Annotated in this window: 18 protein-coding genes and 1 pseudogene; 12 read left to right on the top strand and 7 right to left on the bottom strand. The window is 72.6% G+C overall.

The window, feature by feature from the left end; genetic code table 11:
- Nucleotides 1–219: pseudogene (locus ASF38_RS18610) on the bottom strand (taurine catabolism dioxygenase); the annotation flags it as partial.
- Nucleotides 220–614: 395 nt separating this feature from the next.
- Between ASF38_RS18610 and ASF38_RS02310 the strand changes: the two are divergent.
- Nucleotides 615–3,128: an ATP-dependent Clp protease ATP-binding subunit gene (locus tag ASF38_RS02310; protein ID WP_055963909.1), complete on the top strand. Its 2,514-nt coding sequence runs from the start codon at nt 615–617 to the stop codon at nt 3,126–3,128.
- A gap of 79 nt (nt 3,129–3,207) precedes the next feature.
- Entirely contained in the window at nt 3,208–3,525 is a 318-nt protein-coding gene (locus ASF38_RS02305) for a hypothetical protein (protein ID WP_156364860.1), read from the top strand.
- Nucleotides 3,526–3,571: 46 nt separating this feature from the next.
- Here ASF38_RS02305 and ASF38_RS02300 read toward each other — a convergent pair whose 3' ends face one another.
- The gene (locus ASF38_RS02300) at nt 3,572–4,519 is read right to left on the bottom strand and encodes an A/G-specific adenine glycosylase (protein WP_056573368.1); all 948 of its coding nucleotides are present in this window, start codon (nt 4,517–4,519) and stop codon (nt 3,572–3,574) included.
- A gap of 46 nt (nt 4,520–4,565) precedes the next feature.
- Between ASF38_RS02300 and ASF38_RS02295 the strand changes: the two genes are divergently transcribed.
- Nucleotides 4,566–5,321 carry a hypothetical protein gene (locus ASF38_RS02295; RefSeq protein ID WP_055963918.1) on the top strand — a complete coding sequence of 252 codons (756 nt, stop codon included), beginning with the start codon at nt 4,566–4,568 and terminating at the stop codon, nt 5,319–5,321.
- Between the two features lie 152 nt (nt 5,322–5,473).
- Here the strand turns inward: ASF38_RS02295 and disA are convergent, their stop codons facing one another.
- From disA to ASF38_RS02275, 4 genes are all read right to left on the bottom strand, one after another.
- Complete coding sequence (disA, locus tag ASF38_RS02290) at nt 5,474–6,541, bottom strand: DNA integrity scanning diadenylate cyclase DisA (RefSeq protein ID WP_056573363.1); 1,068 nt, start codon at nt 6,539–6,541, stop codon at nt 5,474–5,476.
- Nucleotides 6,542–6,550: 9 nt separating this feature from the next.
- The gene (gene radA, locus ASF38_RS02285; protein ID WP_056557153.1) at nt 6,551–7,957 is read right to left on the bottom strand and encodes a DNA repair protein RadA; all 1,407 of its coding nucleotides are present in this window, start codon (nt 7,955–7,957) and stop codon (nt 6,551–6,553) included.
- A gap of 135 nt (nt 7,958–8,092) precedes the next feature.
- Nucleotides 8,093–8,731 (bottom strand): VOC family protein, encoded by a 639-nt coding sequence (locus ASF38_RS02280; protein WP_055966205.1) that lies wholly within the window; start codon nt 8,729–8,731, stop codon nt 8,093–8,095.
- 94 nt (nt 8,732–8,825) lie between these two features.
- Entirely contained in the window at nt 8,826–9,584 is a 759-nt protein-coding gene (locus ASF38_RS02275; protein ID WP_056573360.1) for a hypothetical protein, read from the bottom strand.
- Between the two features lie 63 nt (nt 9,585–9,647).
- On the opposite strand from ASF38_RS02275, the gene ASF38_RS02270 reads away from it, so the two are divergent.
- The 3 genes from ASF38_RS02270 to ASF38_RS02260 all read left to right on the top strand — a co-directional run bounded on the left by ASF38_RS02270 (nt 9,648) and on the right by ASF38_RS02260 (nt 12,150).
- Entirely contained in the window at nt 9,648–10,571 is a 924-nt protein-coding gene (locus ASF38_RS02270; RefSeq protein ID WP_056573359.1) for a Ppx/GppA phosphatase family protein, read from the top strand.
- A gap of 45 nt (nt 10,572–10,616) precedes the next feature.
- Nucleotides 10,617–11,438 carry a sugar phosphate isomerase/epimerase gene (locus tag ASF38_RS02265; protein WP_055963929.1) on the top strand — a complete coding sequence of 274 codons (822 nt, stop codon included), beginning with the start codon at nt 10,617–10,619 and terminating at the stop codon, nt 11,436–11,438.
- Nucleotides 11,439–11,502: 64 nt separating this feature from the next.
- Nucleotides 11,503–12,150 (top strand): LysE family translocator, encoded by a 648-nt coding sequence (locus ASF38_RS02260; protein ID WP_056573355.1) that lies wholly within the window; start codon nt 11,503–11,505, stop codon nt 12,148–12,150.
- Between the two features lie 95 nt (nt 12,151–12,245).
- On the opposite strand, the gene ASF38_RS02255 is transcribed toward ASF38_RS02260, so the two are convergent.
- Complete coding sequence (locus ASF38_RS02255; RefSeq protein WP_200914373.1) at nt 12,246–13,193, bottom strand: bile acid:sodium symporter family protein; 948 nt, start codon at nt 13,191–13,193, stop codon at nt 12,246–12,248.
- A gap of 33 nt (nt 13,194–13,226) precedes the next feature.
- On the opposite strand from ASF38_RS02255, the gene proC reads away from it, so the two are divergent.
- The 6 genes from proC to ASF38_RS02230 form a co-directional block, all read left to right on the top strand.
- Nucleotides 13,227–14,057, top strand: a complete 831-nt coding sequence (gene proC, locus ASF38_RS02250) for a pyrroline-5-carboxylate reductase (RefSeq protein WP_056556019.1) — start codon at nt 13,227–13,229, stop codon at nt 14,055–14,057.
- 9 nt (nt 14,058–14,066) lie between these two features.
- Nucleotides 14,067–15,275: an acetoin utilization protein AcuC gene (locus ASF38_RS02245; protein ID WP_056556016.1), complete on the top strand. Its 1,209-nt coding sequence runs from the start codon at nt 14,067–14,069 to the stop codon at nt 15,273–15,275.
- A gap of 147 nt (nt 15,276–15,422) precedes the next feature.
- Entirely contained in the window at nt 15,423–15,608 is a 186-nt protein-coding gene (locus ASF38_RS02240; RefSeq protein ID WP_055963945.1) for a helix-turn-helix domain-containing protein, read from the top strand.
- A 66-nt stretch (nt 15,609–15,674) separates the two neighbouring features.
- Nucleotides 15,675–15,776: a 30S ribosomal protein bS22 gene (locus tag ASF38_RS16980; RefSeq protein ID WP_012359487.1), complete on the top strand. Its 102-nt coding sequence runs from the start codon at nt 15,675–15,677 to the stop codon at nt 15,774–15,776.
- 6 nt (nt 15,777–15,782) lie between these two features.
- A complete protein-coding gene (locus ASF38_RS02235; RefSeq protein WP_055963949.1) occupies nt 15,783–16,766 on the top strand; it encodes an NAD-dependent epimerase/dehydratase family protein in 984 nt (327 codons plus the stop codon).
- On the top strand, nt 16,763–17,786 hold a 1,024-nt coding region (locus ASF38_RS02230), incomplete at its 3' end, for a 1-acyl-sn-glycerol-3-phosphate acyltransferase (RefSeq protein ID WP_056573350.1). The genes ASF38_RS02235 and ASF38_RS02230, both read left to right, overlap by 4 nt.

The following is a 17,786-nucleotide window of genomic DNA, read 5'->3' as shown; positions in this document are numbered from 1 at the left end:
GGCGGCGAACGCGTGGTGCTCGGCGTCGGTGAGGTGGTGCTGCCCGCGGACGAAGATCACCTTGTGGCGCAGCAGCGCGGCGCGGACGTCACGCACCTCGGCAGCCGTCAGGTCGCCACCGAGACGCACGCCGGAGACCACGGCGCCGATGCGTCCACCCACCTGTCGCACCGCGACCGTGGAGGCCGTCGTCGTGGGATCGGGTGCGGTGAGGGTCATGAGGAGTCGCTCCGGACGTCGTCGGGGGTGTGTCCCTCCCACGGTGCGCCCGATCGGCGACGCCTGGCGACGATCTCGCAGTGTGGACGCCCCGCCCTCACTCACCTTGGCTCTCCCTCACTCACCTGCGAAGGTCCGCCATGGTGGGTGGGGGAGAGCCATGGTGAGCTCGCGATTCCCATCAGGTGATGGGAATCGCCGAGCCGGCCCGAGCACCCCCTGAGGGCGAGCCCTGCGCCCCGGTGCCCGCGGCGGGGGTGGCGCTGGTTACGCCCAGGGTGAACAGCGGAACACCCGGCCCCGGGTTCCAGTTGTGTGACGTACGTGGACGTCCCGCAGTGCGCTGGGGCACCCGCACCTAGACTGACAAGAACACACCCGATCAAGGGGGCCCCATGTTCGAGAGGTTCACCGACCGCGCCCGTCGCGTCGTCGTGCTCGCCCAAGAAGAGGCGCGCATGCTCAGCCACAACTACATCGGCACCGAGCACATCCTCCTCGGCCTCATCCACGAGGGTGAAGGCGTCGCCGCCAAGGCCCTGGAGAGCCTCGACATCTCGCTCGAGGCCGTCCGCGGACAGGTCGAGGACATCATCGGCCAGGGCCAGCAGGCGCCCAGCGGGCACATCCCGTTCACGCCGCGCGCCAAGAAGGTCCTCGAGCTCAGCCTGCGCGAGGCGCTGCAGCTCGGCCACAACTACATCGGCACCGAGCACATCCTGCTCGGCCTGATCCGCGAGGGCGAGGGCGTCGCCGCCCAGGTCCTCGTCAAGCTCGGCGCCGACCTCAACCGCGTCCGCCAGCAGGTCATCCAGCTGGTCTCCGGCTTCCAGGGCAAGGAGGCCGAGACCTCCGGCGCCCCCGCCGAGGCCGCGCCCAGCACGTCGGCCGTGCTCGACCAGTTCGGTCGCAACCTCACGCAGGCCGCCCGCGAGGGCAAGCTCGACCCCGTGATCGGTCGCGAGAACCAGATCGAGCGCGTCATGCAGGTCCTCAGCCGCCGCACCAAGAACAACCCGGTGCTCATCGGCGAGCCCGGCGTCGGCAAGACGACGGTCGTCGAGGGTCTCGCCCAGGACATCGTCCGCGGCGACGTGCCCGAGACGCTCAAGGACAAGCAGATCTACACGCTCGACCTCGGCGCGCTCGTGGCCGGCTCGCGCTACCGCGGCGACTTCGAGGAGCGCCTCAAGAAGGTGCTCAAGGAGATCCGCACCCGCGGCGACATCATCCTGTTCATCGACGAGATCCACACCCTCGTCGGTGCCGGTGCCGCCGAGGGCGCGATCGACGCCGCCAGCATCCTCAAGCCGATGCTGGCCCGTGGTGAGCTGCAGACGATCGGCGCCACGACGCTCGACGAGTTCCGCAAGCACTTCGAGAAGGACGCGGCGCTCGAGCGCCGCTTCCAGCCGATCCAGGTGCCGGAGCCCTCGATCGCCCACACGATCGACATGCTCAAGGGCCTGCGCGACCGGTACGAGGCGCACCACCGCGTCACCATCACCGACGACGCGCTGGTCGCGGCCGCCACGCTGGCCGACCGCTACGTGTCGGACCGGTTCCTGCCGGACAAGGCCATCGACCTCATCGACGAGGCCGGCTCGCGCTTGCGCATCCGCCGCATGACGGCTCCGCCGGACCTCAAGGAGTTCGACGAGAAGATCGCCGACGTCCGCCGCCGCAAGGAGGGCGCCATCGACGCGCAGGACTTCGAGGCCGCGGCCTCCCTGCGTGACGAGGAGAAGAAGCTCATCCTCGCCAAGGCCGAGCGTGAGAAGGCCTGGAAGGCCGGCGACATGGACGTCGTGGCCGTCGTCGACGAGGAGCTCGTCGCCGAGGTCCTGGCGCTCGCCACCGGCATCCCGATCGTCAAGCTGACCGAGGAGGAGTCCGGCCGCCTGCTCAACATGGAGGCCGAGCTGCACAAGCGGGTCATCGGCCAGGACCAGGCCATCAAGGCCCTCAGCCGCGCCATCCGCCGCACGCGTGCGGGTCTGAAGGACCCGCGTCGTCCCGGTGGGTCGTTCATCTTCGCCGGGCCCTCGGGCGTCGGCAAGACGTGGCTGTCCAAGGCGCTCGCCAACTTCCTGTTCGGCGACGACGACGCGCTCATCCAGCTCGACATGAGCGAGTACAGCGAGAAGCACACCGTGGCACGACTGTTCGGTGCGCCTCCCGGCTACGTCGGCTACGAGGAGGGCGGCCAGCTCACCGAGAAGGTGCGCCGCAAGCCCTTCAGCGTGGTGCTGTTCGACGAGGTCGAGAAGGCTCACCCGGACATCTTCAACTCGCTGCTGCAGATCCTGGAGGAAGGTCGCCTGACCGATTCCCAGGGCCGCGTGGTCGACTTCAAGAACACCGTGATCATCATGACCACGAACCTCGGCTCGCGTGACATCGGCAAGGGCGTCTCGCTCGGCTTCGCCGACGCGAACAACACGATGGGGTCGTACGACCGGATGAAGGCCAAGGTCTCCGAGGAGCTCAAGCAGCACTTCCGGCCCGAGTTCCTCAACCGTGTCGACGAGATCGTGGTGTTCCCGCCGCTCACGCAGGACGAGATCATCCAGATGGTCGACATGATGGTCCGCAACCTCGAGGACCGTCTGCGCGACAAGGACATGGGCATCGAGCTCACGACCGCGGCCAAGGACCTGCTCGCACGTCGCGGGTTCGACCCGGTGCTCGGTGCGCGCCCCCTGCGCCGCACCATCCAGCGCGAGATCGAGGACACGCTGGCCGAGAAGATGCTCTTCGGTGAGCTTCGGGCCGGCGAGATCGTCCTGGTCGACGTCGAGGGCGAGGGTGCCGAGGCCGTGTTCACGTTCGTGGGCACGCCCAAGGCCGACCTCGAGCTGACCGAGGGCCACGACCCGCTCGCGGTCGAGGCAGGCAGCTCCGAGTAGCAGCACGCAGCAGTCACGACGACGGCGTCCGATCCCTCCGGGATTGGACGCCGTCGTCGTGCTGGGCGAGGATGCGGGGATGACCTCGAAGGCCAAGAAGCTCCTCATCGTCGCCGCAGCCCTCGTGGTGGCAGGCGTCCTCGCCTTCGCACTGCAGCCGGGTGAGCCCGAGGCCGTGTGCGTCCAGGAGGGCACGCCCTCGTCCGGCTTCGTCGACGAGGACCAGGGTGGGTGCCCGATCTCGATCGAGAGCTACGAGGAGATCGCCGACTACCGGTCGGCGCCGAAGCCCTTCCGGATCGCCGGGCTGCTCCTTCTCGTCGCGGGCGTGGGCGCGGGTGTGGCCGCCCTCGTCATCGGCCGCCGTGGAGGCGCGAGCTCGCCGAACGCTCCCTGAGCCCCTGAGCCCCTGAGTCACGCCGCAGCGTCGCCGAGGCGCTCGCTCACAGGCTGAACGTGCCGTCGGGGTGCACCTGGGCGAGGCCCTCGTCCAGCAGGGCGTCCAGGCAGCGCTCGCGCTGCGCCGCGTCGTCCCACACGGCGTCGAGCCGCCCCTGGTCCACCGGCTCCGTGGCGTCGCGCAGGACGGCCAGCAGGCGACCACGGCACTGGCGGTCGGTGCCGGCCCAGGTCTGTCCTCGGCGGGGCGGGCCGTCGTGGTCGGGTCGGCCCAGCACGAGCCAGCGGCAGCGGTCCGCCACCGGGCACACGTCGCACCGCGGCGCCCGGGCGGTGCACACGAGCGCGCCCAGCTCCATGGTCGCCGCGGCCCAGCGGTGGGCGCCCTCGGCGGGCAGCAGCGCTGCCGCCAGTCGTCGCTCGGACGCCGTGATCGAGGTCGAGGGGTACGCCTGGCCGAGGACCACGCGTGCCAGCACGCGACGCACGTTGGTGTCCATGACCGCGTGCCGCTGCCCGAAGGCGAACGAGGCGACGGCCGCGGCGGTGTACTCGCCGACCCCCGGAAGGGCCAGGAGGGCGGCGTGGTCGTCGGGCACCCGGCCGCCGTGGTCGGTCGTGATCGCGACGGCCGCGGCGTGCAGGCGCTGCGCCCGGCGCGGATAGCCGAGTCGTCCCCAGGCTCGAACCGCCTCGCCCGAGGGCTCCGCGGCCAGCGACGCGGGGGTGGGCCAGCGCGTCATCCAGGTCTCGAAGACCGGAAGCACCCTGGACACGGGGGTCTGCTGGAGCATGAGCTCGGAGACCAGAACGGCCCACGGATCGGGCAGGTCGTCGGGCCCCCCGGCGGGGGTGCCGGCGGGGGTGCCGGGCCGTGGGCGGCGGACGGGTCCCCGCCAGGGCAGGTCGCGGGCGTTCGCGTCGAACCAGTCGACCACCGCGGCGTGCAGTCCGGGCAGGTCCTCGACCGGTGTGCTGGGGGAGGAGGTCATGGCGCGTCGATCCTCGCACGGGTGCCGCGCGAACTAGGGTCGGAGGGTGAGCTCGCGACCGGTCCGACGCCCCGTCCCGCGGGCGATCTACTGGCGTCGTCGCTTCATGCTGCTGGCCCTGGTCATCGCACTGGTGTGGGTCGGTGTGACCCTCTGGCCCGGTGGCGCCGACGACGACCCGCCGGCCGCTGCGCCTGCTCCGTCGGCGTCCACGTCGGCCGGCAGCACACCCACGCCCGAGCCCGCGCCCACCCAGGCCGCGCAGTCGGACGTCCAGGTGGCGCTCGCCACGGCGAGCACCCCGTGCGACCCGGAGGCGGTGCGGATCACGCCCACCGTCCCGGCCGACCAGCGGGCCAAGAAGGCGGTCCGCGTGGAGCTCCTCGTGTCCACCACCGAGGCGAAGGGCTGCACGCTCGACCCAGCCGATGCCGACCTCGTGGCCGTCATCAGCAGCGGTGACACGGCGGTGTGGGACTCGGCGGTCTGCCGGTCGGCGCTGCTCGAGGATCCGGTCGCGCTGAGTCCCGGGTGGTCGACGTCGGTGGCCACCAGCTGGTCCGGTCGCGGTTCCGGGCCCGCCTGCTCGGCCAAGGAGGGCTGGGCCTCGCCCGGCACGTACACGCTGCGCATCGGCACCCTCGGCGGCGAGCCCGGGTCGGCGAAGTTCCGTCTCGGGCAGGCCGCTGCCAAGCCGAAGCCGACGGCCACCGCCAGCAGCTCCGCGAGCGCCACCCCGAAGCCGAGCGGCTCGCCGTCGCCGAGGACGACCACCCCCACCCCGGCGCCCGACGAGGAGTGAGGCCGGTGGCCTCCGTCGTGGACTCCGGCAGCGCACCCCCTCGCTGAGGGGTCGACGGTAGGTGTCGTACCTCTCGGACGCGCGATCTGGTGCGTCACCTACCTCTGACGGCCCGGTTCGGTGCGTCACCTACCTCTGACGAGGGGGACGGGTCAGACGTAGCGCTCGAGGATGCTCGACTCGGCGAGGCGGGAAAGGCCGTCGCGCACGCCGCGGGCGCGCAGGTCGCCGACGCCCTCGACGGTCTGGAGGTCGTCGATGCTGGCGGCCAGCAGCTTCTGCAGCGTGCCGAAGTGGTCGATGAGCCGGTCGACCACGGTGTGGGGCAGTCGCGGGACGCGCGCGAGGAGCCGGTAGCCGCGCGGTGCGAGAGGGTGGTCGAGCGAGTCGCCGGCGCCGATGCGCAGCGCCGTGGCCACGCTCGTGAGGTCGACCAGCTCGGAGGAGTCGATCCGTGCGAGGTCGTTCAGGACGGTCGAGACGGCGCGGCCGCGACGGCCGGATGGCATGTAGTCGCGGATGACCAGCTCGCGCTCGGCGTCGACCCCGCTGATCAGCTCCTCGAGCTGGAGCGCCAGGAGGCGACCGTCGGTGCCGAGCTCGAGCACGTACTGGTCGATCTCGGTGGCGATGCGGCTGACCATCTCCAGACGCTGGGCCACGGCGGCGACGTCGCGCACCGTCACGAGGTCCTCGATCTCGAGCGCGGAGAGGGCGTCGGAGACCTCGTCGAGGCGGCTGCGGTACCGCTCGAGCGTGGCGATGGCCTGGTTGGCGCGGCCGATGATCGCTCCCGCGTCCTCGAGCACGTGACGGGTGCCCTCGAGGTAGAGGGCGATGATGTGCATCGAGGCCGAGACGGAGATGATCGGCAGCCCGGTCTGGCGGGCGACCCGGTCGGCGGTGCGGTGGCGGGTGCCGGACTCGTCGGTGGGGATCGACGGGTCGGGCATGAGGTGCACGGCGGCCCGCAGGATCCGCTGGGCGTCGGAGTCGAGGATGATCGCGCCGTCCATCTTGGCCAGCTCGCGCAGGCCGGTGGCGGTGAAGGGCATGTCGAGCGCGAACCCACCGGTGCTGACGGACTCGACGACCTTGTCCTGGCCCAGCACGATGAGCGCGCCGGTGCGGCCGCGCAGGATGCGCTCCAGCCCCTCGCGCAGGGCGGTGCCGGGCGCGATCGCTGCCAGGACGGTGCGCAGGTCGGGTCGGGAGGCCACGGGAGCAGTCTAGGGCCGCGCGGGGGTGTCGCGACCACGCGCGCTCGGCAGGGCCAGCACCGCCTGGACGACGTCGGCCACCTGGGTGACGCGCAGCGAGCGCGGGACGTCGTCGAGACCCTCGGATCGAGCGGGCACGATGGCCGAGGTGAAGCCGAGGCGGGCGGCCTCCCGCAGACGTTCGGCGGTGTGCCGCACGGGGCGCACCTCGCCGGCCAGGCCCACCTCGCCCAGCACCACCAGACCCCGCGGCGCCACGCGGTCGGCCTGGGCCGACGCGGCCGCCACGAGCACCGCGAGGTCGACCGACGGCTCCACCAGACGCGCGCCGCCGACCGACGCCGTGTAGACGTCGTGGCGGGACAGGTTGACGCCGCAGTGCCGCGTGAGCACGGCCAGGATCATGGCCACGCGTGAGGAGTCGAGGCCGCTGGAGGTGCGACGGGGTGACGGGGCGTTCGTCTCGACCGCCAGCGCCTGCACCTCGGCCAGGAGCGGGCGACGACCCTCCATCGTGACCGTGACGCACGTGCCCGGGACCGGCTGCTCGTGCCGGCTGACGAACAGGCCGGTGGGGTCGGGAACCTCGACGAGCCCGGAGTCGGCCAGGTCGAAGCAGCCGATCTCGTCGACCGGACCGAAGCGGTTCTTGACCGCTCGCAGCAGACGGAGTCGTGAGGCGCGGTCGCCCTCGAACTGGAGGACGACGTCGACCAGGTGCTCGAGCACCCGCGGACCGGCGACCGAGCCGTCCTTGGTGACGTGCCCGACGAGCAGGGTGGCGATGCCCTCGGCCTTGGCGCGCTGGATGACCGCCGAGGCGACCTCGCGCACCTGGGTGACGCCGCCGGGGACGCCGTCGACGTCGGCCGAGCCGATCGTCTGCACGGAGTCGACCACGAGCAGGCTCGGGCGCACCTGCTCGACGTGGGTGAGCAGGGCCCCCAGGTCGGTCTCGGCGGCGAGGTACAGCTCGTCGTGGACGGCCCCGGTGCGCTCGGCCCGCAGCCGTACCTGACCGGCCGACTCCTCGCCCGAGACGTAGAGGGTGCGGCGGCCCTGCTGGGCCCACCGGGCGGCCAGCTCGAGCAGCAGCGTGGACTTGCCGACGCCGGGCTCGCCGGCGAGCAGCAGCACGCCGCCGGGCGTGACACCGCCGCCGAGCACGCGGTCGAGCTCGCCGATGCCCGAGGAGATGGACCGTGCCGACTCGACCTCGACCTGGGTGATCGGACGGGCGGGGGTGACGGTGGCGGCCGGGGCCGTGCGACCGGCCCGGGCGGCGGGGGAGGCGACGTCGACCGTGCCCCACGCCTGGCACTCGCCGCAGCGGCCCACCCACTTGCTGGTGGTCCACCCGCACTCCGCGCAGGCGTAGACGGGCTTGGCGGCCTTGGTCGCCTTGGCAGTGGGCATGCTGCCCACCCTAGGCGCGGGTGCCGACAGGAGGTCGGCCGCACGCACAGGGCGCGCCCGCGTCACGTCGGCTCCCGCCGGGGCCGGCGCCCGTCGGGAGGGAAGCGGCGATGTCGGGCAGTCCGTGGGGACGGCTCAGATGCGGACGTCGCCCTGCGGCGTGGAGAACGAGACGCTCATGATGCCGGGCAGGCCGTGGGGTGCCACCCACTCGACGGCGATCTCCTCGAGTGCGGTCACGGCGGGCTCGCCCAGCCAGTCCGAGAGCCGCTGCGGGGAACCGGCCATCTCGACGGCCGTGAGGGCGATGTCGGACGGCGCCATCTGCGACGGGTGCTCCTCGGGCGGGACGTCCCAGCAGGTGACGTAGGGCAGCTGCGGGTCGGCCTTCATGCCGCTGGTCCCGATCTGGCGCCACTCGAGGTTGAAGCCGTCGGGGCGACGTCGGTTGCCCGGCACGGCGTGCCGACCGATCCGGTGCTCGACCTCGGCCATGTCGTCGACCGACACGCACCAGGCCATCCAGCCGCCCCCGGCCTCGGTGCGCTGGCGCACGACCTGGCCGAAAGCGGCCTTGTCGGCGGCCGGGTGGTCGAGGACCTCCACGACCTCCACGTACTGACGGTTGCGCAGGGGGAGCACCATGTTGCGGGTGCCGAAGCGGGGGTGGGCCCCGCCGTCGAGGAACGTGGCTCCGAGGGCCTCGGAGAGCTCCGCCACGGTGGCGTCGAGGCCAGCGGGTCCGGCGGCGTACGAGAGGTGGTCGAGGTGCATGGGCCATTCTTGCCAGACGGCCCAGGTGTCCGGACGACCGGGGTCGACCAGCGTGAGGTGCGCGGTGCTCATCGGACCGCTCCCGCAGCGGCTCTCACGGCGTCGCTCCCACCGTCGCGGGGTGGGGGTTGGGGCCGCCGGCGTCGAGGTGGTCCTCGCACTGGCGCGCCAGCTCGGCGTAGCCCGACTCGCCCATGAGCGCCACCAGCTCGTCGCGGTTGGTCAGGTACAGCGGCTCCGGCGCCACGTGCGCCTCGGTGTTGGACGAGCAGTACCAGTCGAGGTCGTGACCGCCGGGGCCCCAGGCGGCCCGGACGTACTCGCCGATCTGGACCTCCGAGTAGGAGGTGCCGTCGCCGCGCTCGACGTCGCGGAACTGGCGGCGCAGCGGCAGCTGCCAGCACACGTCGGGCTTCAGCGTCAGCGGCGGCACGCCCTCGGCGAGCGCGAGCCCGTGGAGCGCGCAGCCGTAGCCACCCTCGAAGCCACGCGGGTTGTGGAACACGCAGGCGCCCTCGACGGCGCGGGTCTTGGGCTCGTCGTCCTCGTCGGTCTCGGTCCACGACCCGTCCAACGGGTTCGGGCCGTCGGGGTGGCGGTACCAGCGCTCCGGCGTCAGGCGCTCGACCGCCGTGGCCACGCGCGCCTGGTCCTCGTCGTCGGCGAAGTGCGCCCCGAGGGTGCAGCACCCGGCGTCCGGGCTCGAGGCGTAGATGCCGGCGCAGCCGCCGCCGAAGATGCACGTCCACCGCGACGTGAGCCACGTGAGGTCGCACCGGAACACCTCGTCGGCGTCGTCCGGGTTCGCGAACTCGACCCACGTCCGCGGGAATCCCAGGTCGACCTCCGGCATGCGTCCACTGTACGGAGACCGACGCCGCGCCCCGGCCGTGGGCATCCGTGGGAGGATGGGGCCATGCGCATGGGCGTCCTCGACATCGGGTCGAACACCGGGCACCTGCTCATCGTCGACGCCTACCGTGGCGGACCCCCGCTCCCGGCGCACTCCTTCAAGGAGCCGCTGCGCCTGGCGGAGCAGCTCGGCGACGACAACCGGGTCACCGGCGAGGGCCTCGCCCGGCTCGTGAAGTACGTGGGCGAGGCGCAGTCCGAGGCGCTCGAGCGCGGCTGCTCCAGCGTGGTCGCCTTCGCCACCTCCGCGGTGCGCGACGCCGACAACGCCGACGAGGTCCTGGCCGCGGTCCGGGAGTCGACGGGCGTCGACCTCAAGGTGCTCCCGGGCGAGGACGAGGCTCGACTCACGTTCCTCGCGGTCCGCCGCTGGTTCGGCTGGTCCGCCGGCCGCCTCGGCGTCTTCGACATCGGCGGCGGGTCGCTCGAGATCGCCGTGGGAGCCGACGAGGAGCCCGAGGTCGCCCGCTCGGTGCCGCTCGGTGCCGGGCGTCTCACCCGCGACTGGCTCTCGTCGGACCCGCGTCGCGAGCGCGGTCACGTCGAGCTGCGTCTGCACGCACGCTCGGTGATGGCCGACGTGGCCGGGCCGCTGCTGCGTGGCGGTGGATTCGACCGGGCGGTCGCCACCAGCAAGACCTTCCGGTCCCTCGCGCGCATGTGCGGTGCCGCGCCGTCGAGCGAGGGTCGGTACGTGAGGCGCGTGCTGCACCGCGCCGACCTGCGCCCGCTCATCTCCGAGATCGTCCACCTGAGCGACGAGGAGGTCGCCGCCCTGCCCGGTGTCTCCCAGGACCGTGCTCACCAGATGGTGGCCGGCGCGGTCGTGGCCGAGGCCGCCATGGACCTCTTCGACGTCGACGAGCTCGAGATCTGTCCGTGGGCGCTGCGCGAAGGGGTGCTCCTCGAGCACCTCGCGCACCTGTAGGCCCGGTCCCCTGACCATGGTCCGCTGATCTAGGCTGCCCCTGCCATGTCGACCCGGAAGCCTGCCGAGCGCCGCTCCGACCCGCAGCTGCGGGTCTCGCTGTCGACGTCGTCGGTCTACCCGGGCAGCACGGCCAGCGGGTTCGAGGCCGCGGCGCGTCTGGGCTACGACGGCGTCGAGGTCATGGTCGGCGTCGACGACGTGAGCACCGACGCGGTGGCCTGCAGCGCGCTCTCGGACTTCCACGGCGTCCCCATCGTGTCGATCCACGCCCCGACGCTGCTGCTCACGCAGCGGGTGTGGGGCACCGACCCCTGGGGCAAGCTGCACCGCAGCGCCGAGATGGCCCACGCCACCGGCGCGTCGGTCGTGGTGGTGCACCCGCCGTTCCGCTGGCAGCGGGACTACGCCAAGGGCTTCGTCGAGGGCATCGCCGACCTCGAGGCCGAGCACGGCGTCGTGTTCGCCGTGGAGAACATGTACCCGTGGCGCACGGGCAAGCGCGAGTTCCACGCGTACCTGCCCGACTGGAACCCCGTCGACGAGGAGTACGCGCACGTCACGCTCGACCTCTCGCACAGCGCGACCGCCGGGGACGACCCGGTCGCGATGGCGCGCACGCTGGGCAGCCGCCTGGCCCACGTGCACCTGGCCGACGGGGCCGGCTCGCCGAAGGACGAGCACATGGTGCCCGGGCGCGGGACGCAGCCGTGCGCGGAGTTCCTCGAGCTCGTCGCCGAGTCCGACTTCGACGGCGAGATCGTGGTCGAGATCAACACCCGCAAGGCCTCGGACACGGCCGAGCGCGAGGCCGACCTGCTGGAGGCCCTGGCCTTCGCCCGGCTGCACGCCGCGCGACGTCCCTGACGGGTCACGCGCCGGACCCCGCGAACAGCGCCCCGACGACGGGACCGCGTGCCAGGATGCGGCCATGATCTCCCTGGACCAGCTGGTCGCGTTCGGCCTCGCCGCGCTCGTGCTCATCGCCATCCCGGGGCCCAGCGTCGTGTTCGTGATCGGGCGCGCCCTCGCCTACGGCCGCGCCGTCGCCCTGGCGACCGTCGTCGGGAACTCCGCCGGGCTGCTCGTGATCGTGGGCCTGGTGACGCTCGGCCTGTCCGCGATCCTGGAACGTTCGGTGCTCGCGTTCACCGTGGTCAAGCTGGCCGGCGCGGCCTACCTGGTCTGGCTGGGGGTGCAGGCGGTGCGGCACCGCAAGGACCTCACCATGGCCGACGTCGACGGGGCTGCGCCGCAGCGGCGCCTCCCGCTGCGGGTGGCGGCCCGGCAGGGCTTCGTCGTGGGGATCACCAACCCGAAGGCGTTCATGATCTTCGCTGCCGTGCTGCCCCAGTTCGTCGACCGCGGAGCGGGCCACGTGCCCGCGCAGATGCTGCTGCTCGGACTCGTGGCCTTCGCGATCGGTCTGCTGAGCGACGGGCTCTGGGCCGTCGTGGCCAGCGGCCTGCGGTCCTTGTTCGCGCGGTCGCCGCGGCGTGGGGAGGCCGTCGGCGCCCTCGGCGGCGTGTCGATGATCGGGCTCGGCGTGGCCCTCGCCGCCACCGGGCACCGGAGGTAGGTGACGCACGTGTCGCGGCAGCCAGAGGTAGGTGACGCACCTGTTCGGACCGCCGAGAGGTGCTACGCCTACCTGCGACGACGCGGACGGACGACCTAGGCCCCCGATCGCCCCAGCCGGCTGGACAGCACGGAGCCGACCACCAGCTGCAGCTGGTGGTAGATCATGAGCGGCAGCACGACGAACGCGACGACGTCGCTGGGGAACAGCACGGTCGCCATCGGCAGGCCGCTCGCCAGGCTCTTGTTGCTGCCGCAGAACAGCAGGGCCACTCGGTCGCCGCGGTCGAACCCGACGAGCCGTCCCCAGGCCACGCACCAGCCGAGGGCGGCGCCCAGCAGCGCCGCGCAGAGCAGTGCCACGGCGACGACGTCCAGGACGGGGGCGGCCGACCAGATGCCCGCCTCGGCTCCCTCGCTGAAGGCGACGTAGACGATCAGCAGGATGGTGGACCGGTCGAAGCGCTTGAGCCCGGTGTCGTGGCGCGTCACCCAGCCGCCGACCACGGGTCGCAGGAGCTGGCCGAGCACGAACGGGGCGAGCAGCTGCAGCACGATCCGCAGCACGGAGTCGGCGTCGACGCGGGCCTCGCCACCCAGCAGCAGGGCGACGAGCACCGGGGTCAGGACCACGCCCAGCAGGTTCGAGGTCGAGGCGCTCACCACGGCCGCGGCCACGTTGCCGCGAGCGATGCGGGTGTAGACGACGCAGCCCTGCACCGTCGACGGGACCAGCGTGGCGAGCAGGAGGCCGGCGGCGAGCTGCGGGGACAGCCACGCGTCGGTCAGCAGTCGGGCGCCGAGCCCCAGGACGGGCAGGACCACGAACGTGACCGAGAGGATGCTGAGCTGGAGCCGCCAGTGCCGGAGGTTGTGCAGGGTCTCGGCCGCCGAGAGTCGCGCGCCGTAGAGGAAGAACAGCAGCCCGATGCCCACCATGGAGGCGATCCGCACGACCTCGAACGCCGGCCCGGTCGCCGGGACCACGGAGCCGGCGACGGCCACGGCGAGCAGCAGCAGGAGGAACGGGTCGACACGGCGCACGGCCACGACGCTACGCCCGCCTACGCTGGCGTCATGACTGGTACCTCGAGCGACGGCATCGACCCCGCACGCATCGCGATCCTCGGCGGCGGGGTCATGGGCGAGACGCTGCTGACCGCCCTGATCGCGTCGGGCCGACGCCCCGTCGACCTCGTCGTCAGCGAGAAGATGCCCGAGCGTGCCGAGGAGCTGAGGCAGCGGCACGGGGTCGAGGTCACCGACGTCGCCGCGGCCGTGCAGCGCGCCGGCGTGGTGCTCGTCGTGGTGAAGCCGCAGGACGTGCCGTCCGTCGTGGCCGAGATCGCCCCGCTCGTCGACCCCGCGGCCACCCTCGTGTCGTTGGCCGCAGGCGTCCGCATCGCGACCTACGAGAGCGCGCTGGCCGACGGCGTCGCCGTCGTGCGAGCCATGCCGAACACCCCGGCGCTGGTGGGGGAGGGCATGTTCGGCGTCTCGCCGGGCGCCGCCTGCGACGACACGCGGCTGGCCGAGGCCGTGGCCCTGCTCGAGACCGGCGGTCGGGTCGTCGTGGTGCCGGAGGACCAGCAGGACGGCGTCACGGCGGTCTCCGGCTCCGGACCCGCCTACGTCTTCTACCTGGCCGAGGCGATGATCGACGGCGGTGTGGCGGCCGGCCTCGACCGCGCCACCGCCCGGGCCCTGGCGGAGCAGACCATCCGGGGAGCCGCGGCCCTGCTCGCCGACACCGACGACGAGCCCGCCGAGCTGCGCCGCCGGGTCACCTCGCCGCACGGCACCACCCACGCCGCCATCAGCACGTTCGACGACCACGGCGTCGACGCGGCCCTGCGTGCGGGGGTCGAAGCGGCGGCACGCCGTTCGGCCGAGCTCTCCGCGTCGTAGGCTGCCAGCATGCCGGACACCGAACCGACCGGGGCGAGCGACGAGACCGCTGGGCCCTGCCTCGTCTTCGACGAACGCCTCACCGGGTACAACTTCGGTGCCGCGCACCCCATGGCGCCGGTGCGCGTCGACCTGACGATGGTCCTGGCCGGCGAGCTCGGCGTGCTCGACCACCTCGAGGTCGTGGGCGCCGAGCCCGCCACCGACGAGGAGCTGTGCACCGTCCACACGCCCGCCTATGTGGAGCGTGTGCGCAAGCTGTCGCAGCACCCCACCCACGCCGACCCGAGCGTCGGCCTCGGCACGGAGGACAACCCGGTCTTCAGCGGCATGCACGACGCGAGCGCGCTCATCGCCGGGGCCACCCTGGAAGCCGCGCGTCGGGTCTGGACGGGGCGCAACACCCACGCCGCCAACGTCTCGGGCGGCCTGCACCACGCGATGCCGGGCTCGGCGAGCGGGTTCTGCATCTACAACGACCTCGGCGTCGCGATCGCGTGGCTGCTGGCGCAGGGCGCGCAGAAGGTCGTCTACCTCGACGTCGACGCCCACCACGGCGACGGCGTCCAGGCCATGTTCTACGACGACCCGCGGGTGCTGACCATCTCGATCCACGAGGGGCCGCAGTCGCTGTTCCCGGGCACGGGCTGGTCCACGGAGACCGGCGGCCCGGGCGCGGAGGGCTCGGCGGTCAACATCCCGCTCCCGCCCGGCACGTCCGACGCGGGGTGGCTGCGCGCCTTCCACGCGATCGTCCCCGACGTGATCCGCGAGTTCGGACCCGAGATCATCGTCTCCCAGCACGGGTGCGACTCCCACATGGACGACCCGCTGACGAACCTGATGCTCAGCGTCGACGGCCAGCGCGCGTCGTACCTGGCCGTGCGTGACCTCGCCCGCGAGGTCTGCGGCGGACGGTGGGTGGCGACCGGTGGCGGCGGGTACGCGGTCACCGAGGTCGTGCCCAGGGCGTGGACGCACCTGCTCGCGATCCTGGCGGACCACGACGTGGACCCCGAGACCGCGACGACCCAGGGCTGGCGCGACCACGTGGAGCGGCTCCGGGGCGTGCGGGCCCCGCAGCGCATGACCGACGGCCGGTCCGCCTCGTACCGGGCCTGGGAGCTGGGCTACGACCCCGCCAGCTGGCTCGACCGCTCGATCCTCGCGGCCCGCACCGACACCTTCCCGCTGCTCGGTCTCGACCCGCACCTGTGACCTGCGCGGGCCCGTCGCGCCCGGCCACTTTCGTCTCCCCTATCCCAAACGTCCCACGAGGCACTACGCTTCCCAGCACGCACTCGTGACGCGTCGCCGGAGGGGAAGCCGGGGAGGCGCGGGTGCCCCGAAAGCAAAGGTGAGGACATGACCGCAGGAACGACCTTCCTGACCGTCGCGGAGGTCGCGGCGCAGATGCGCGTCTCCAAGATGACCGTGTACCGACTCGTCCACAACGGACAGCTGGAGGCGATCCGCGTCGGCCGCAGCTTCCGCGTGCCGGAGAAGGCGGTCGAGGACTACCTCCAGAAGTCCTACTACGAGGCCGGCTGAGCCGTCCCGTCCGTCGTCGCGTAGTCTTGGCGTCCGCCAGTTCCGCAACAAGCAGAGGTCATATCCGTGGGTTCAGTCATCAAGAAGCGTCGTAAGCGGATGTCGAAGAAGAAGCACCGCAAGATGCTCAAGCGAACCCGCGTCCAGCGTCGCAAGCTCGGCAAGTAGGGACCTATGGGGCGGGTCGTCCTCGTCACGGGGGTCTCGGGCACTCTCGCCTCGCGCGTCTCTCGCCATCTCGCCGATCTCGGTGAGTCCGCCGGGATCGACCGCGTGGTGGGGATCGACCTGCGCCCCCCGGAGGGCGACCTCGGCGGCGTCAAGTTCGTCCGCGCCGACATCCGCACCCCCGTCGTCGCGAAGGTGATCGCGGTCGAGGACGTCGACACCGTCGTCCACCTCGACCTCGCCCCGGCCCGGGGCCGTTCCGGCTCCGGCGTCAAGGAGCGCAACGTCATCGGGACGATGCAGCTGCTGGCGGCCTGCCAGCGTTCCACCACGGTCTCCAAGCTCGTCGTCGGGTCGTCGGTGGCCGTCTACGGCTCGTCGCCCCGCGACCCCGCCCTGTTCATGGAGTCCGACTCCGCTCGCGGCGGGGTGCGGACCGGCTTCCCCAAGGACGTCGTCGAGGTGGAGTCGTACGTGCGCGGCTTCGCGCGGCGTCGGCCCGAGATCCTGATCACGACCGTGCGGGCCGCGCAGACGCTGCACCCGCAGATCGAGTCGCCGCTGCGCAGCTACTTCCTGAACCCGCTGCTGCCGGCCGTGATCGGCTTCGACCCCCGGCTGCAGTTCCTCTCGCTGCAGGACACGCTCTCGATCATCGAGCAGTCGGTCGTGAAGGACCGCCCCGGCACGTTCAACGCGGCAGGGTCCGGCGTGCTGCTGCTGTCGCAGGCCGCGCGCCGCATGGGCAAGCCCGTGGTGCCCCTGCCCGGCATCGGCTTCGGTGCCGCTGCGGCACGGATCGTGCGCAGCATGGGCGGCGAGATCTCCCCCGACCTGCACCGGCTCCTGACGTACGGCCGCGCGGTCGACACCAGCGCCCTGCGCGACATCTTCGGCTACGAGCTCTCGGCCACGACCGAGCAGGTCTTCGAGGAGTTCCGACTCGCGCAGCGACCCGGTGTCCTGGCGCTCCTGGGAGGTGGCCGATGACGGACGAGCGCCGCACCATCGGCACGAAGGGCGCAGCCGGACGCGGTTCCCGAGGAGGCTCGCCCTCCTCGGGCGCACGCTCCCTCGCCGGCAAGACCCCGGCGTCGGGCAAGCCCGTCCGCAAGGCCGCGGCACCGGCCGAGCCCGTGGAGCCCGCCGACACCCCGGCTGTGGAGACCCCGCCCGCCGCGACGAAGGCCGTGACGTCCGGCGCAGCCAAGACCACGAAGGGCACGACGTCGGGCGCCAAGAAGTCCGCCGCCACCGGCCCCGGGGCGACGAAGAAGGCCGCCTCGGCCAAGCGTGCGACGGGTGCCTCGGCCAAGCGGCCCGCCTCGTCGCGGTCCACCGCCGGGGGTTCTCGGCTCCGGGCGGTCACCGAGGAGGACGCCGCGGCTGCTGCCGCCGCTGCGGCCGAGGAGGCGGCACGCGAGACGCGCACGGCATCTGGGAGGGCCACCCTGCCCGGCCTGCCGGTCGAGGACATCGTCCTGGCCGTCGCGCAGGCGGCCCAGCGCGTCCTCGGCTCCGACTGGGAGCACCGGCTCGCCCTCGCCTTCGCGGCCTTGCGCAAGCGGCTGACCGGGGACTTCGAGGTCGACGAGTTCGGCTTCGACCCCCAGCTCACCGAGATCCTCATCGCCGCGGTCGAGCCGCTCGCCGAGACGTGGTTCCGGCTCGAGGTGCGCGGTGCGGAGAACATCCCCACCGACGGTGGCGCGCTCCTCGTGGCCAACCACTCGGGCACGGTGCCGCTCGACGGCGTGATGACCGGATACGCGGTCAAGAAGTACAGCGGCCGCGACCTGCGTCCACTGGGCGCCGACCTGGTCTTCGCCCTGCCCTTCGTGGGCCAGATGGCCCGACGTGCCGGCGCGACCCTGGCCTGCACCCAGGACGCCGAGCGTCTGCTCGGCACCGGCGAGATCGCCGGCGTCTGGCCCGAGGGGTTCAAGGGCATCGGCAAGCCCTTCGCCGAGCGGTACAAGCTTCAGCGCTTCGGTCGCGGCGGCTTCGTGT

Source organism: Aeromicrobium sp. Leaf272, assembly GCF_001422865.1.
GTDB lineage: Bacteria > Actinomycetota > Actinomycetes > Propionibacteriales > Nocardioidaceae > Aeromicrobium.
The sequence above is the reverse complement of the archived record's forward strand: the minus strand, read 5'-3'. Positions and strand labels throughout refer to the sequence as shown.

Coding starts and splice junctions, on each gene's coding strand:
- ASF38_RS02310 (WP_055963909.1), top strand. CDS start 615: ATGTTCGAGAGGTTCACCGACCGCGCCCGTCGCGTCGTCGTGCTCGCC.
- ASF38_RS02305 (WP_156364860.1), top strand. CDS start 3,208: ATGACCTCGAAGGCCAAGAAGCTCCTCATCGTCGCCGCAGCCCTCGTG.
- ASF38_RS02300 (WP_056573368.1), bottom strand. CDS start 4,519: ATGACCTCCTCCCCCAGCACACCGGTCGAGGACCTGCCCGGACTGCAC.
- radA (WP_056557153.1), bottom strand. CDS start 7,957: ATGCCCACTGCCAAGGCGACCAAGGCCGCCAAGCCCGTCTACGCCTGC.
- ASF38_RS02280 (WP_055966205.1), bottom strand. CDS start 8,731: ATGCACCTCGACCACCTCTCGTACGCCGCCGGACCCGCTGGCCTCGAC.
- ASF38_RS02275 (WP_056573360.1), bottom strand. CDS start 9,584: ATGCCGGAGGTCGACCTGGGATTCCCGCGGACGTGGGTCGAGTTCGCG.
- ASF38_RS02270 (WP_056573359.1), top strand. CDS start 9,648: ATGCGCATGGGCGTCCTCGACATCGGGTCGAACACCGGGCACCTGCTC.
- ASF38_RS02265 (WP_055963929.1), top strand. CDS start 10,617: ATGTCGACCCGGAAGCCTGCCGAGCGCCGCTCCGACCCGCAGCTGCGG.
- ASF38_RS02260 (WP_056573355.1), top strand. CDS start 11,503: ATGATCTCCCTGGACCAGCTGGTCGCGTTCGGCCTCGCCGCGCTCGTG.
- proC (WP_056556019.1), top strand. CDS start 13,227: ATGACTGGTACCTCGAGCGACGGCATCGACCCCGCACGCATCGCGATC.
- ASF38_RS02245 (WP_056556016.1), top strand. CDS start 14,067: ATGCCGGACACCGAACCGACCGGGGCGAGCGACGAGACCGCTGGGCCC.
- ASF38_RS02240 (WP_055963945.1), top strand. CDS start 15,423: ATGACCGCAGGAACGACCTTCCTGACCGTCGCGGAGGTCGCGGCGCAG.
- ASF38_RS02235 (WP_055963949.1), top strand. CDS start 15,783: ATGGGGCGGGTCGTCCTCGTCACGGGGGTCTCGGGCACTCTCGCCTCG.